Origin of the sequence: Fibrobacter succinogenes subsp. succinogenes S85 (assembly GCF_000146505.1) — a bacterium.
GTDB classification, from domain to species: domain Bacteria; phylum Fibrobacterota; class Fibrobacteria; order Fibrobacterales; family Fibrobacteraceae; genus Fibrobacter; species Fibrobacter succinogenes.
In genome coordinates, this window is the sequence record NC_017448.1 from 1,607,117 (window position 1) to 1,620,909 (window position 13,793).

Genomic DNA, 13,793 nt, shown 5'->3' on the forward strand with positions numbered 1-13,793 from the left:
ATTGTAGTGAGATTTGAAATCGCGAACCAAGTCGTTTATTTTTTCTCTATTTCTTTTACTATGCCTGAATCATGCAAAACAGCATCTGCTGCATTGCGTATGTTTTTTGAGAGTGTTGAATGATATTGTCCTTTGCCAGATATGTGCTCCCACAATTCTCTTCCCACAAAAGTTTTTTTCTTCCAATCTTTGACATAAGTTTCTAGCAATTTAGAAGTGACGGTCGCTGCGTTTTTCTTGCCGTAGGTAATGCCAATATACGCTTTATTGCCTTTTTTTTCAACGCTGGATAGTTCTTCATCATAATGCTTAATCTGCCCCTTATCTAAATCGTTGAATCCACTTTTTATTTCAAAGAATGTCTTTTCTCCATCTTTATCTATCACTAAATCGAACTTAGTTTTTTTGCCTTCGTTATAGTTCTTGCCATCATATATATGTTCATTTGAATATAAAAGCAGGTCTTGGACAAGAAAGCCCATGGATGTCACGATACTTCTGGAAACAGCTTGATATGTATAAAATTTGATAAAATCTTTTGGATTGTCAAATTTCAATGCATAACATAATAAGGGATTTGTATTTAGATCATTTATTGTAATTTCTTTAATCTTTTCCAGCTGTTTTGCTATAAATTTTTTTGTAAAAAGCTGTATAAAGTTTTCTTCTATTGTGCAATCATTATTTATTTCTTTTTGCAGTTCTTCTATAGCTTTTATTTCCTTTTGTGTTAATTTTTTCCCGTTTGGGAGGGGGCTAATTTCGTTCACAGACGCTTGTTTAAATTTTTCTAGCGAAGAATATTGGGACTTGATTATTTCCAGTTTTTCTTTGAAAGAACGACTCGAACTCGTCATATGAATTAGACATCCTTTTTTTATGAATTCAGATACAGAGGCCGCCATTTTTCTTTAATCTACGATGCAAAAAAATGTTTTTTTATTTAACGTATCAAGACACGCGTTTCCTATAATCAATTGTAAAAGGGATTTATGTTCTATAATTAAGTATTTTCTGGATAGCTTCGCATTCAGCTAAATCCACGTATAAACACTTTGGATTCATTATAACAACAGCTCGTGCAAACTGAATAAATTCTTCCTCACTGAGTTTGTCACTTGCTGGTATGCCAAGCATTGTATTGAGAGCCCCCCATTCTGTTTGCCCCGTCCTTGAGCTAAGACGATACCATTTTTGAATGGTTGTGCCTGCTCGTATTTTATCGCTGGAGCTGTTTTCTGTATTGTCTTTGTTTTTAATCTGAATCAGGTCGCCGTTTTTATTGCACAAGTCAACAGCTTTGATGCAGCTGCCCCAGCAAGTGGCCCATCCATATTTTAGTACTTTCGTATGGATATATTCCTCGAGAATCAAACCGATTATATTTTCGGCTCCCATTGAAAGCCTGTGGCCAAAACGAATAAGAGCAATGTCATTAGGGGTAAAAGATTTTATTCGTGCTCCAATAAGATTGTCTATCAGTTTATCCGGTACCGTAGTCATTTTTCCAGATATTCGTTTTGATGGCCTATGGTTGTAGGCATTGAAGAATTTGTTTATGAACGATTCAACATCTGCTTGACTTGCGTTTGAATTTTGTTGTAACCAAACAGGAGTTACAATTTTGAATCCGGATTCTTCCGTTTCCTCTGAATAATATTGATTTGCAAGTTCTATTATTTCTGATGTGTTCATTTTTTTATCTCTCCTACATTAGTAACATTATACAGATCCATTATGTTTATGTTGAGATATTGAATTAGGACTATCGCCTTACGAAAGGAGATGTTTCTTTCTCCTCTCTCGATCATTCCTATATAGTTTTTATGCATTTCAACAGCATTTCCAAGCTGTTCCTGACTTATGCATTTCTTTTCTCTAGCTTTCTTAACTAGTAAGCCAAAATTTTTTAGGAAGGGATCGTTCATTTTTTCAATTATATAAATGAAATTCAAAAGAGCAACACACTATCCGTTGTTTTTTGCGTTTTTTGGTATTTTTGTTGCCTAATAGTGCTGTTTTGAGTTATGTTTAGATAGAAGGTTAATAAACAATAGGATCAAATTATGGATTTCAGCACTTTTGAACGGCTTTACATTCCTTATTGCGAAACAACAAATGTGAGTAGTGGTAAGGCAAGATCTTATTATCTTGCAATTAAATATTTGGCAGAATATCTAAACTTGCCGAATCTTGGTTACGGGAATGCTTACAAGATTCTCGAAAAAGAAAATGACCTTAGCGAAAGGAATAGCATTTTTTACAGACAGCTACTTCGCCAATGGGATGATGATGGTCATAGCTCCTATTTAAAAAATGGATTCGTTCAAGCGGCCATCTCTTATTTTAGGAAATTTGCTGCAGATAACAATTTGCTGTAGCAGATACCCAGTCTCTATCACTATTTTATAGAACAATAACCCCTATGATTTTTAGCATAGGGGTTATTTAGATTTATCTCAAAAAATCTTCCCTTCTATTGAGCCGGCCCCTGTTGTTTTGCATAATATGATCTTATTCCTGTTTTGGGGCCATTTTTGTATTAAGTGATTGCGATCTAGCCTCTTTTCATCAATAAAAAGATTCACACTGTTTTCAAAAGTTAACTCATTATTTTTACGTTGGATGACTGTTTTTTCGTCGATTCTGTCACGCTCATCGTGCAGTTCGAAATTTATTGATGTAAATCCAATTTGCCAGAAAGCCATATCCAACAATTTCATCTGCGTATATTCTAGGTTCCCTTTTTGGAGTGTTACCCTATAACTTTCTAATTGATCAAAATTATTTTTATAAAATTCTATAAGATTGTTCAAGGATGTTTTGTTGTATGTTTTCGTCGTTACTTGTTCATATGCGACACCTTTGGCAAAATACTGATCATAGGCGGGAACACATCCCAGAGTTCCTAAAAGGACTTTTGTTATCAGGATTGTCGACAGATCAGATTCTACTTCTTCCTTGTACAATAAATCGGAAACACTTTTTCGAACATCGGAGTAGTATTCAGTGATTTTTTCTGATAAATCCCATAATGCCAGGTTCAGTTCTGAATTGATAAGTTCTTTACATCCTGCTCCTTGAAGACGCTTGTCCGAGTTCAAAATCATTTCAACAACTTTGCGATGGATTTTGTTATCTTGTTGCAGGAGGAAGGAGGATCCGCGATACATTCCCCAGCTAGCAAGATAAAAAGCCAGATGAAGGCAAAGGCGGTCTTTGTCACTCTCTGTTATGGACTTTTTATTTCGAACTTCACAAAAAGCCGAGTAGCAGTGTTCCCAAGAAAGATATCGACTATTTTCTTTTTTGCAGAATCGCCAATACTCTTCCGTGTTTTTTATGAGTTTTTCTATAAGGTACTGTTTTTTCGGTTTTGTATTTGCTGTGGGACATGTTTTCATATTTGGGTTATATGTTATGTTCAGCCAAGTATTGCAATAATGAGTTCATGTTGCGATCATACCAGTCATTAGTAACAAAGTAATGTTCATTTCTGATAGAAATATCATCGGCATAATATCTGGATCTGCCATGATTATCATTACGCCCAGCATCAGTTAGCTTTAACACTGGGTAGCGAAGATTTCCAAATGTACGACGGCAGTATGCAGCGTCTTGTAAATTGGATACCTCTTCGTTAGATAAATTGCCGCTTTTCAAAAGATCATACAGTCTGGTTTTAACAATAAATCCAGGTCTTAATTCAGCCAAATTCTCATTTACTTGAGCTTGCGCTGGAGCGAGGTTATTGAACCTTCGAATCCTATTTTGTCTTCCTGGATTAATCTCTGTCATCTTCCAAAGTTTTACAGCTCGAATAAACAATTCGCTTTCGTCAGCTATATTGTCGGTCAAATTGCAAAGTGGAATCAATATGCTTGATTTAAATTCTTCATTTGCGATAATCTTTAGATCAACTTCGCAATTATTTTCGGAAAAAAAGTCTCTTAGATTATTGATATTTGCATTTAATTGGGTTAAAGTAGTATCTCCAATTCTAGGCGAAATAAATGTTAGTTCTATGGCACTATTTGGGAAAAAGGATTTCGTCATTAAATAGTTTCTGAAAAATTTATGAATTACTTTTTTTTGAGTGTCTTGATAATTTAAACCGTTTTCATGAAAAGCTGATTCATAGGCAAAAATTTTGTACGACCTCCTTCAAACAAAAGACCTAATAAATCACATTCGGTGGATTCCAATACGGTTGAAAAGGATTGTGGTCGATTGCCTGATGTAAAACGAAAAACAGAAAAACGTTCATCATCTTGAAAACGATTATATAGAGTTTCTAGCTCTGATTCATTATATTGCTGCCAGAATCTAGACACCTTGAAGTTAGTTTGAACAATCTGACAGCCTTTACAATGTCTCAGCCAGGAATAAAGCATGCTTTCTGCTATTTCTATTTTCATTCTGGATTCCTTTTCAGTTAAACACCTGCAAATTAAAATAAATTATTTCCATACAAAAGTCCAAAGATTTTTTTGCGTTAGGGATAGTGACCCCTTGGGGACAAGACTCGCATAGCGAGGCTTGGTTCTAGGAGGCGAGCGGCAAGCGAAAGCGTAGGCGATTGCCCCTAGAATATAGCCCGACCCGGCCCTTCGGCAAGCTCAGGGACCTGGGCCGGGGAACGCCTTGTAAAATTTTCTTGCTTCCATGGCGCAAGCGCCAAATGCTAGGCTCAGTCATAAAAATAAGCAAGCTTATTTTTGCGACATTCGCCTTACGCATTTGTGCCAACATTTTCGATATTAGGTACATTAATGCAGCACGTGATTCTCTGTCAAATGGAGAATCGCGTCTTTTTTTATTCTGTAATTTCAGAATTAGGGGACGCCTCTAACATCAACCGGTCACAAATTGTGACCACATGGAGGCAAAAAGCACCTATCATGAATGAAAATATTGACAACTTGTCAAAATTTGATTACATTATAAAAAGATACACGGTCAGAATAACTCATAAGGCTTTAAAGAACCTTGATAAAATGCCCAAGCCAGAACAGGAAAAGTTCTTCCGTTTGAAAACGGCTTTGGAAACAAGAGGTCCTGAACAGCCCTCGTTTATGAATTATTCTAAACTCGGTATGAACATGTATCATTGCCATTTGTCAAGAAAATGGGTTGCATGTTGGAAAAATGAATCGGGAACTTTAACTATAGAGGTCTACTATGTTGGCAGTCGTGAAAGCGCCCCCTACGCACGGCACTAAGAAGCCGGTATCCTTCAAGATCGAAGGAGAACAGATTCCCGACTTCGTTTTGGGGATGCTCAAGTACATGTTTCCGAAATGTGTCAAGATTTATGAAACGCCGCTCAAAAAACGTCATGATATGGATGAGGAATCGGTTGTGCTCGAAAGTACCGATTGGAACAAGAGAATGTCCGCGGAAATGACACCAGGCAAGGCCATCCGTGCCGACCGTGGGCTTCGCGGATGGACGCAGAATGTTCTCGCGCAAAAACTCGGCATCTCTATACAGAACCTTTCTGCGATGGAACATGACCGTCGTCCGGTATCCAAGAAAATGGCCGCAAAGCTGTCTCAAATTTTCGACGTCCCGCCTGAAACATATTTCAAATTCTGACTGTAAAATTTTCTTGCACCCCTAGCCAACATTTTCGATATTAGGTACATTAATGCAGCACGTGATTCTCTGTCAAATGGAGAATCGCGTCTTTTTTATTCTGTAATTTCAGAATTAGGGGACGCCTCTAACATCAACCGGCCACAAATCGTGACCACATGGAGGCTAAATGACCAAGAACACAAAAAATGTGACTGTTGCGCCAGTCAAATCAGAAATGTCCCTGATAGACGAGAACTTGCTCAAATCGCGTATTTATACCATCCGAGGGGCCAAGGTCATGCTTGATGCCGATTTAGCCGAAATTTATGGGTATAGTACCGGAGCTTTTAACCGGCAAGTCAAGAATAATATTGAGCGTTTTGCGGAGGATTTCCGGTTCCAATTGTCCAAAAGGGAAGTTGAAGAATTGCGATGCAAAAATTGCACCGCAAATATCAGCACAATGAACCGCTCCTATCCCTTTGTTTTTACGGAACAAGGTATTTACATGCTCATGACCGTGTTGAAAGGCGATTTAGCGATACAACAGAGTATGGCCCTCATTCGTCTTTTTAAGCAGATGAAAGACTATATCGTTGCAGAAAATCAGCAACTGCTCGGAACTGCGGGAATCGCCCAGATTGCAGCGCAGACTGCTCAAAATACACATGAAATTGCGGTGGTTTCTGCCGAAGTAAAGGAACTTTCCGGCGAAGTTCGCGACATTCGGAGTGATTTGGGAAAAATCAATATGGACCTCCAGATGGTCATGGAAAATTTCGTCGATCCATCGACTTACAAGCACTTCTTGATTCTGAATGGACAGAAGTTGGAAGCCGATGTCGCCTACGCACAGATTTACGGCATGGCGAAGAAAACGCTGTTGATTGTCGATAACTATGTTGACATCAAGACGTTGAATTTGCTCAGAAATGCGCACAAAGGCGTTTCCATCTTGATTGCGAGTGACCAATATACCCGCAAACAGACGATATGCTCAACGATTTTCGTGCTGCGATGCCGGGCATTTCGATTGACAAAATTTCTGCTGCGCACAAGTTCCACGACCGATACATTCTAATCGATATCAAGACCAAAAGCGAAAAGCTGTACCATTGCGGGGCTTCTAGTAAGGACGCCGGCAATAAGATTACGACTATTGTTCAACTGGATGACATTGAGGCATACCGGAACATGTTTGAAGAACTGTACGCCAAGCAGGAAACTTAATTACAAAAGCGAGGTAAAAATGAACTATACATTTACAGAAAAAGAAGTTGAAATGATGTACAACTGGGGAATGTACGCTGATGGGGAAAGCGGCTTCAATGAAGAAGAAAAAAAGTTGTACGATAAATTGGAGCGAATATTTACGCCATTACAAAAAGAAAAAAATAATGCGCAAAAGGTTGTAGAATTTTTCAAAGAAATTAGCAATACATACGAGAACGTAAGTTATTACTGGAGTACTGGGACCTGTATCAAATTTATTGACTATGATAAAACACTTTGCTTTGACACTAAAAAAACTAAATACACAGATGTGGTGCTCGAGGTGTCGAAGGTTATAAACAAATTAAAGTTGAAAAAGCGAGAAGATTAATAAATGCCGAAATAGCCACAATCCAGAATGGGAAGTAGGCACATTGCTCTTGTAAAATTTTCTTGCACCCCTAGCCAACATTTTCGATATTAGGTACATTAATGCAGCACGTGATTTTCTGTCAAATGGAGAATCGCGTCTTTTTTTATTCCGTGATTTTGGAATAAGGGGACGCCTTCAACTAATCAAAGGAGGCGCAATGGCTCTATCTAATATCGACATCGCTACAATTCTTTCAATGGAAGAATCGCAGACTTTTGACCGCAAAAGCATTAATATTGCTCCGCGTGATTTTTCCAACCATGTCTGCGCATTCGCCAATGCCGATGGCGGCATTATCGTAGTCGGCATTTCGGACAAGACCAAACGCATAGAAGGCGTTGATTCTCGGGAACGTCAAATAAACGAGCTATTACGAGTACCGATGGATTTCTGCCTGCCTACGGTTCCATTCGTTCATGAATTTGTGGATTGTGTAGATTCAAACGGCAAGGCAAACCATGTTCTTGTTTTCCATATAGAAGCGAGTCCGCTTGTTCACGAGAACCAAGCGCATGACGCCTATATACGGATTGGAGACAAATCAAAAATTCTTTCTTACGAGGACCGCATGACGCTTAGCCTAGACAAAGGATTGCGCTCGTTTGAAGATATTTTGGTTCCAGATTCAAGTTACGACGATATTGATGAAGTTTACCTCAAGGAGTATCTGCAAATGGTAGGATACTCAAGAAGCCCTCGGGAGTATCTATTGCAAAACAAGAACTTTGCCAAGGAGAAGGCCGGCGAAATACGGCTAAGCGTTGCAGCTATATTACTATTCGGAAAGAATCCGCAGCAGTTCTTTCCTCGCGCTCGTGTACGCTTTATCCGCTATGAGGGTACCGAGGAAAAATTTGGAACTGAGATGAATGTCATCAAGGACGTAATCTTTGAGGGGCGAATTCTTGAACAGATTCGGCAGGCTGTTGCCTATATTCAGACGCAAATCAAGGAACGTACGTATTTGACCAAGGGCGGAATTTTTACCACAGAACTTGAGTATCCTGAATTTGTACGTACAGAACTAGTTGTCAATGCGGTAACACATAGGGATTACTCTATTCGCGGAACAGAAATTCAAATCAAGATGTTCGATGATCACTTGGTTGTCGAGTCACCTGGCAATTTGCCGAGTCAAGTAAAAATTGACAAGATTAGGAATGCGCATTTTGCACGAAACTCACACATCGCGGAGTACCTAAAGGATTACAAGTATGTTAAGGATTTTGAAGAAGGCGTTGACCGAATGTATCGAGAAATGGAGGCGTCAGGTTTACCTGTGCCTGAATACCGTCAGGATTCTTTCATTTTGAAGGTCATTGTCAAAAATTCAGGTTTTGCCCTTCAGAAAACGGGATTTGAGTCCGAAAAAACGGGATTCGCTCTTCAAAAAACGGGAATTGAATCTGAAAAAACGGGATTTGCTCTCCAAAAAATGGAAATCGCATCTATTGTATTAAATTCAGGTTTTGGGAAGACAATAAAAGAAAAAATGAAAAAAATCATTGATGAAATAGACGAAAATCAAGTAATTGCAGCAAAGGATATTATGAAAATTTTAGCGTGCAAGCCAACCGCCGCAACAGAGATGATTAAACGAATGCGCTCGCTAAATCTTTTGAATAAAATAGAAGGAGTAGGACCAGGTCGTTATTCCTTAAATTTTCTCTCAATAACCACACCGAAGGACTTGTAAAATTTTCTTGCTCCCGTGGCGCAAGCGCAAAATGCAGATGTACGTAAACTACTATGATCGTTATGTAAAGCAGGATTTCAAAAAACCGACTATCGGCATTTTACTTTGCAAAGAGAAGAAGGATACCCTTGTGAAGTTGACGTTACCCGAAAAAGCAAATATTTATGCCCCCACTTTTCTATCTTTCACGTCATGCAAAACGAAAACATTCAAGAAAAGATCAAGGGCAACCCGATTGCCCTTTTGCCTATCGCCGTGTTCCTGGTACTTTATCTGGGTCTCGGCATCACGTTTGAATATATCCTCAAAATCCCGATGGGATTTTACAACATCCCGATTGTCGCGGCGTTCCTGGTGGCGATTTTCGTGGCTTGCGTACAGAACCGCAAGCTGAATTTTGACCACAAGATGAATGTGATGGCAGGTGCACTTGGCGACCGCAATATTTTCTTGATGATCCTGATTTTCCTTTGCGCGGGCATTTTCGCGGGGATTCTCGGGCGTTCAAGCGCTTCGGCGGCAGCATACTTGCTCTTGGATTTCATTCCGGCGCAGTTTGCGGTGGTGGTGCTGTTCGTTGTCGCGGCGTTTGTCTCTACGGCGATGGGTACGTCTGTTGGCACAATTGCAGTGGTCTCCCCGATTGCGGTCGAAGTCGCACAGATGGCGGGCTTTGGCGTTCCATTCTGCGTAGCGACGGTGATTGGCGGCGCGATGTTTGGCGACAACTTGAGCTTTATTTCGGATACGACGATTGCGGCTACGTCTACGCAGGGCTGCAAGATGAAGGATAAGTTCCGTGTGAACTTTCTGGTGGCAGCTCCGGCGGCACTTCTCGCGATTATCATCATCACGGCAATTTCCTTTGTGACCAAAGCAAATACGGTTGCAGAAAATTCCTACAATCTCGTACAACTTATTCCTTACGTTCTCGTGTTGGCGCTCGCGCTCACGGGCATCAACGTTTTTGCAGTTTTGCTCATCGGCATTGTCGCAGCCTCCATCATTATGGTGGGTTCTGGCACGCTTAATATGATTGGCCTTTTGCAGAACATCGGGAACGGCATTTCGGGAATGTACGAGACAATTCTCGTGGCGGTTCTAGTGAGCGCCTTGTGCGGGCTCATCCGCATTCACGGCGGTTTTGCGGCTCTGTTAGACTTTATCCATAAAGTGTTCAAGGGGCACCGCAGCGGTCAAGTGGGCGTTGGCCTCTTGGTGAGCGCACTCGACATTGCTACAGCAAACAACACGGTCGCCATCGTGATGGCAGGCCCGATTGCAAAGCAGATGGGCGACGAATACAGAATCTCGCCGAAAAAGACAGCTTCGCTTCTGGACATATTCAGTTGCGTGGTGCAAGGCATTTTGCCTTACGGCGCACAGATGCTCGTGGCACTTGCAGCCATTTCAACGGCTATCCCGAACGCAAACATCAGCGCATTCGACCTCATTCCCTACATGTTCTATCCATTCCTGTTACTTGTCAGCGTACTCATATTCATTGCAATTTCTCCACGCAAGAACAAACAATAAATTCAACAATATTTTGCACTAACGGTTCCCCGCCTCTGCAGGGATTTTTTTCATATTCCAATTTAGACTGCCCCACAACTACTCCTCATATATGTTACTTTGTAGTTTACAATTGAGTCGGTTAAACGTCTCAAAATAAAATTAAGAAGGCAATCATGAAAAGCGTAAAAATTATGGCGATAGCCATGCTAGCGTTGATGGTGACAACATCATTCGCAGCACGAATTGTACAATCAAAACTAGGCGATATCGAAATCACTAAAACACAAGATGCAAGCGAAGTTGTCTGCACCGCAGAATTCAATGACGAACTGACAATTGTCAAAGAAGCAGAAACAAAAGTTCTCGTCAAAGGCCAATGCGGGCAAGGTTGGGTTGATAAAGATAAGGTCGTGTATGTGGTGAAAAGACCAGGAGACAAAAGCATTACTTTGGATGAACAGGTTCTCGTAGACTGGACCGATAATCCGAGTGCCATAATCGTTTTTGAACACCCCGATATTGATGATGAGGAGGTGAAAATGGACCGCGATTTCAAAGAATACCTGACATACACAATCGATCGTGAGCAAACAGAAAGACGAAATGGAGAGAACTGAGCTCACGCATCAGCGCTGCCCTGCGGGGCAGCGTTTTTTTATAGACATTTTCCGTTTTTGCATTTTTTAACGTAGATTTATAGCATGAAACTCGCCCTGAAAATAGTTGCGATTTTGCTCATCATTTGCGCTACAAGCGTGACGACTGCGCTTGTCATGAAGAAGCTGTACCCAGACACAAAACAGACGAGCATTACGAGCGAGTTTGTGGAACAGCAAATCAGCGAGATTTCGGAGCTTGCGACGCTCCATCACCACTACCGCAAAAACGCGAACTACCAGGACGCCAAAAAGCTTCTTGAATACATGCCCGACTGGAGAATCAACAAGTCCATCAAGGAATTTTCGCTCGTTTATCAGGGCGATGTCAAGCTGGGTTATGACTTGAAGGATATCAAGATTCTTGTCGAACCGAACTCGCAGAACATTTTCATTTATCTGCCGGAGCCCAAGATTCTGAGCCACAGCATTGATTTCGAAAGCATCCAGGTTCTTTGGGAAAAGCAGGGCTGGTTCAACAATATCCGCTTTGAAGACTTCAAGCAGTTCTTTATTTCTGAACAAAAGAAATACGAGCAAGAAAATAGTGCCGAGCTGAAGCGCAGGGCCCGCGAACACGCAATGAAGTTAATCCAGTTGCGGCTCGGGACAACCATCGAAAGCGGCTACAAGGTCAACCTGGAACAGCGCGACCACGTGCAAGAAATTCCGATTTCAAAATAAACTATAAACAAAACTGGCCGCCCCGCGAGGGACGACCAATTTAAACTTTAACTAGAGAACAGCGTTTTCAGCAGTGGCATCACTGTCTACTGCCTACTTCCTACTGTCTACTAATTAGTTACCGCGTTCGAAGCGGATGAAGTTCACGACCTTCAAGCTGGTAAGGCCGAGCTGCTTTGCAACGACTTCCTGGAGGTAGTCCTTGACAGAGAGCTTCTTCGGGTTCTTTTCAGACATGAAGAATTCCTGGTCTTCGAGAACGATTTCCTTAAGGACCTTAGCCACGCGGCCATCAATCTGGCGCTGCATGAATTCAGGCTTGGTCTGCTTGCCAGAAGCTTCGATCTGAGCCTTGGCAATTTCCTTTTCCTTTTCGATCGTTTCAGCCGGAACTGCAGCATCGTTCAAAGCAACCGGAGCGAAAGCAGCGGCCTGCATAGCGATGTCCTTAGCAGCCTGCTTGAGAGCAGCTTCGTCAGCAGAGCCTTCAAAAGCGAGTTCAGTGATAACACCGATCTTGCCCTTCATGTGGCTGTAAACGCCAAACACGGAGTTCGGAACCTTCTTGATTTCTGCAAACTTGCGGAAGTCAATGTTTTCCTGAATCTTCACGAGGACGTCCTGGAGGCGGTCATTGATCTTGACGCCATCGACGACAGCGTTCTTGAGATCTTCGACGGAAGCGATATCCTGCGTTTCAACAGCCTTGGTGGCCATAGCAGCGAGGGCAACGAAGTCGTCGTTGTTGGAAACCGGTTCAGTTTCGCAGGTGAGTTCGAAAGCGGCAGCCTTGTCAGCAGTTTCGATAAGGTAAACGCGGCCTTCCTTAGCAGCCTTGTCTGCGCGCTTTGCAGCGACAGCAGCACCGTGCTTGCGGAGGAGTTCAACGGCCTTGTCCATGTCACCGTCAGTTTCGACGAGTGCCTTCTTGCACTGCATCATGCCGACGCCAGTCTTCTGGCGGAGTTCGTTAACGAGGGATGCGGTAATCTGCATATTACTTGTCCTCGCCGTTGTCGAACTTCTTCACTTCTTCCTTGGATTCCTTCTTGTCAGCAGCGACGCGCGGCTTGACGTTAGCAGCGATATAGTCCACAATGAGCTTGAGGGACTTCACAGCGTCGTCGTTTGCCGGAATCGGGTAGTCCACGAGGGTCGGATCGACGTTCGTGTCGCAGATGCCGATGATAGGAATGTGGAGACGGCGAGCTTCTGCAACAGCGATCTTTTCGTGAGCGAGGTCGGTCACGACGAGAAGGCCCGGGAGGTTTACCATTTCGCGGATACCACCGAACACGTCGAGGAGCTTGGCGCGTTCACGAGTCTTGTCGAGGACTTCCTTCTTGGAGAGAGCCTGGAAGGTGCCGTCCTGTTCCATGGTGTCGATCTTGTCAATCTTCTTGATGGACTTGCGGACAGTCTGGAAGTTCGTGAGCATACCGCCCAACCAACGGTTGGTGACGGAGAACTGGTTGCAGGTAGCAGCAGCGTCGAGCACGCACTGACGTGCAGTCGGCTTCGTGCCAACGAAGAGCACGGTCTTGCCAGATTCAGAAATCTTGGCAGCAGCCTTAGCAGCTTCTTCGAGGAGGTCACGAGTCTTGGAGAGGTTGAGAACGTAGATGCCGTTCTTTTCTGCCAAGATGTACGGTTTCATTTTCGGATTCCAGCGCTGAGTCTGGTGACCAAAGTGGGAGCCTGCAGCAAGCAGATCTTCGACGGAAGGCAAATTAGCCATAGTATATTTTCCTTTTCGGTTGTTACTACCCGGACTGCAATTAAGCCACAAAGCGAAGTCAATATTAATTGTACCGCGCCACCGAAGCGACTCTTGCAAGCCGGTGATTGTTTATGCCCAGGCGATATTGCTTGGACGGGTGCAAAGATAGAAAAAGTAGTAGGAAGTAGGAAGTGGGAAGTAGGAAGAAAGTGCAAGAAAAAAGGCTTTCCGACATCTTATTACAAAAATATTACACAAAACTTATAATGGAGTTATTTCCGGCCCGTTCGGAGC

16 protein-coding genes and 2 pseudogenes are annotated in these 13,793 nt (G+C 42.2%); 10 read left to right on the forward strand and 8 right to left on the reverse strand.

Features of this window, described 5'->3' with window-relative positions; genetic code table 11:
• Positions 1–35: 35 nt before the first annotated feature.
• The 3 genes from FSU_RS06550 to FSU_RS06560 all read right to left on the reverse strand — a co-directional run bounded on the left by FSU_RS06550 (position 36) and on the right by FSU_RS06560 (position 1,928).
• Complete coding sequence (locus tag FSU_RS06550; RefSeq protein ID WP_157747935.1) at positions 36–770, reverse strand: PmeII family type II restriction endonuclease; 735 nt, start codon at positions 768–770, stop codon at positions 36–38.
• A gap of 220 nt (positions 771–990) precedes the next feature.
• The gene (locus tag FSU_RS06555) at positions 991–1,695 is read right to left on the reverse strand and encodes a SinI family restriction endonuclease (protein ID WP_014545677.1); all 705 of its coding nucleotides are present in this window, start codon (positions 1,693–1,695) and stop codon (positions 991–993) included.
• Positions 1,692–1,928, reverse strand: coding sequence for a helix-turn-helix domain-containing protein (locus tag FSU_RS06560; protein ID WP_015731863.1), 237 nt, complete (start codon positions 1,926–1,928; stop codon positions 1,692–1,694). The genes FSU_RS06555 and FSU_RS06560 overlap by 4 nt, the downstream gene beginning before the upstream one ends.
• A gap of 138 nt (positions 1,929–2,066) precedes the next feature.
• On the opposite strand from FSU_RS06560, the gene FSU_RS06565 reads away from it, so the two are divergent.
• Entirely contained in the window at positions 2,067–2,381 is a 315-nt protein-coding gene (locus FSU_RS06565; protein ID WP_015731864.1) for a hypothetical protein, read from the forward strand.
• Between the two features lie 78 nt (positions 2,382–2,459).
• Here the strand turns inward: FSU_RS06565 and FSU_RS06570 are convergent, their stop codons facing one another.
• The 3 genes from FSU_RS06570 to FSU_RS06580 are packed head-to-tail and all read right to left on the reverse strand — an operon-like array spanning position 2,460 to position 4,418.
• On the reverse strand, positions 2,460–3,404 hold the full coding sequence (locus tag FSU_RS06570; protein ID WP_015731865.1) for a hypothetical protein: 945 nt from the start codon (positions 3,402–3,404) through the stop codon (positions 2,460–2,462).
• A 7-nt stretch (positions 3,405–3,411) separates the two neighbouring features.
• Positions 3,412–4,056: a hypothetical protein gene (locus tag FSU_RS06575; RefSeq protein WP_014545679.1), complete on the reverse strand. Its 645-nt coding sequence runs from the start codon at positions 4,054–4,056 to the stop codon at positions 3,412–3,414.
• 53 nt (positions 4,057–4,109) lie between these two features.
• Positions 4,110–4,418 carry a hypothetical protein gene (locus FSU_RS06580; RefSeq protein ID WP_015731866.1) on the reverse strand — a complete coding sequence of 103 codons (309 nt, stop codon included), beginning with the start codon at positions 4,416–4,418 and terminating at the stop codon, positions 4,110–4,112.
• A gap of 483 nt (positions 4,419–4,901) precedes the next feature.
• Here FSU_RS06580 and FSU_RS16075 point away from each other — a divergent pair, with 483 nt between their 5' ends.
• From FSU_RS16075 to FSU_RS06615, 9 genes and pseudogenes are all read left to right on the forward strand, one after another.
• Positions 4,902–5,222 (forward strand): type II toxin-antitoxin system RelE family toxin, encoded by a 321-nt coding sequence (locus tag FSU_RS16075; protein ID WP_208854524.1) that lies wholly within the window; start codon positions 4,902–4,904, stop codon positions 5,220–5,222.
• Positions 5,182–5,598, forward strand: a complete 417-nt coding sequence (locus FSU_RS06585; protein ID WP_015731868.1) for a helix-turn-helix domain-containing protein — start codon at positions 5,182–5,184, stop codon at positions 5,596–5,598. The genes FSU_RS16075 and FSU_RS06585 overlap by 41 nt, the downstream gene beginning before the upstream one ends.
• A 169-nt stretch (positions 5,599–5,767) precedes the next feature.
• Positions 5,768–6,810 (forward strand): annotated as a pseudogene (locus FSU_RS06590) (ORF6N domain-containing protein).
• Positions 6,811–6,829: 19 nt separating this feature from the next.
• Entirely contained in the window at positions 6,830–7,183 is a 354-nt protein-coding gene (locus FSU_RS06595; RefSeq protein ID WP_015731870.1) for a hypothetical protein, read from the forward strand.
• A gap of 199 nt (positions 7,184–7,382) precedes the next feature.
• Positions 7,383–8,921 carry an ATP-binding protein gene (locus FSU_RS06600; RefSeq protein ID WP_014545683.1) on the forward strand — a complete coding sequence of 513 codons (1,539 nt, stop codon included), beginning with the start codon at positions 7,383–7,385 and terminating at the stop codon, positions 8,919–8,921.
• A gap of 28 nt (positions 8,922–8,949) precedes the next feature.
• A pseudogene (locus FSU_RS16740) lies at positions 8,950–9,099 on the forward strand (PDDEXK nuclease domain-containing protein); the annotation flags it as partial.
• Positions 9,100–9,113: 14 nt separating this feature from the next.
• Positions 9,114–10,457 (forward strand): Na+/H+ antiporter NhaC family protein, encoded by a 1,344-nt coding sequence (locus FSU_RS06605; RefSeq protein WP_014545684.1) that lies wholly within the window; start codon positions 9,114–9,116, stop codon positions 10,455–10,457.
• Positions 10,458–10,612: 155 nt separating this feature from the next.
• Positions 10,613–11,056 carry a hypothetical protein gene (locus FSU_RS06610; RefSeq protein WP_014545685.1) on the forward strand — a complete coding sequence of 148 codons (444 nt, stop codon included), beginning with the start codon at positions 10,613–10,615 and terminating at the stop codon, positions 11,054–11,056.
• A gap of 84 nt (positions 11,057–11,140) precedes the next feature.
• The gene (locus tag FSU_RS06615) at positions 11,141–11,779 is read left to right on the forward strand and encodes a DUF4230 domain-containing protein (RefSeq protein WP_014545686.1); all 639 of its coding nucleotides are present in this window, start codon (positions 11,141–11,143) and stop codon (positions 11,777–11,779) included.
• Positions 11,780–11,893: 114 nt separating this feature from the next.
• On the opposite strand, the gene tsf is transcribed toward FSU_RS06615, so the two are convergent.
• Entirely contained in the window at positions 11,894–12,775 is an 882-nt protein-coding gene (gene tsf / locus FSU_RS06620) for a translation elongation factor Ts (RefSeq protein WP_014545687.1), read from the reverse strand.
• Position 12,776: 1 nt separating this feature from the next.
• Positions 12,777–13,517: a 30S ribosomal protein S2 gene (gene rpsB, locus FSU_RS06625; RefSeq protein WP_015731872.1), complete on the reverse strand. Its 741-nt coding sequence runs from the start codon at positions 13,515–13,517 to the stop codon at positions 12,777–12,779.
• Between the last annotated feature and the right edge of the window lie 276 nt (positions 13,518–13,793).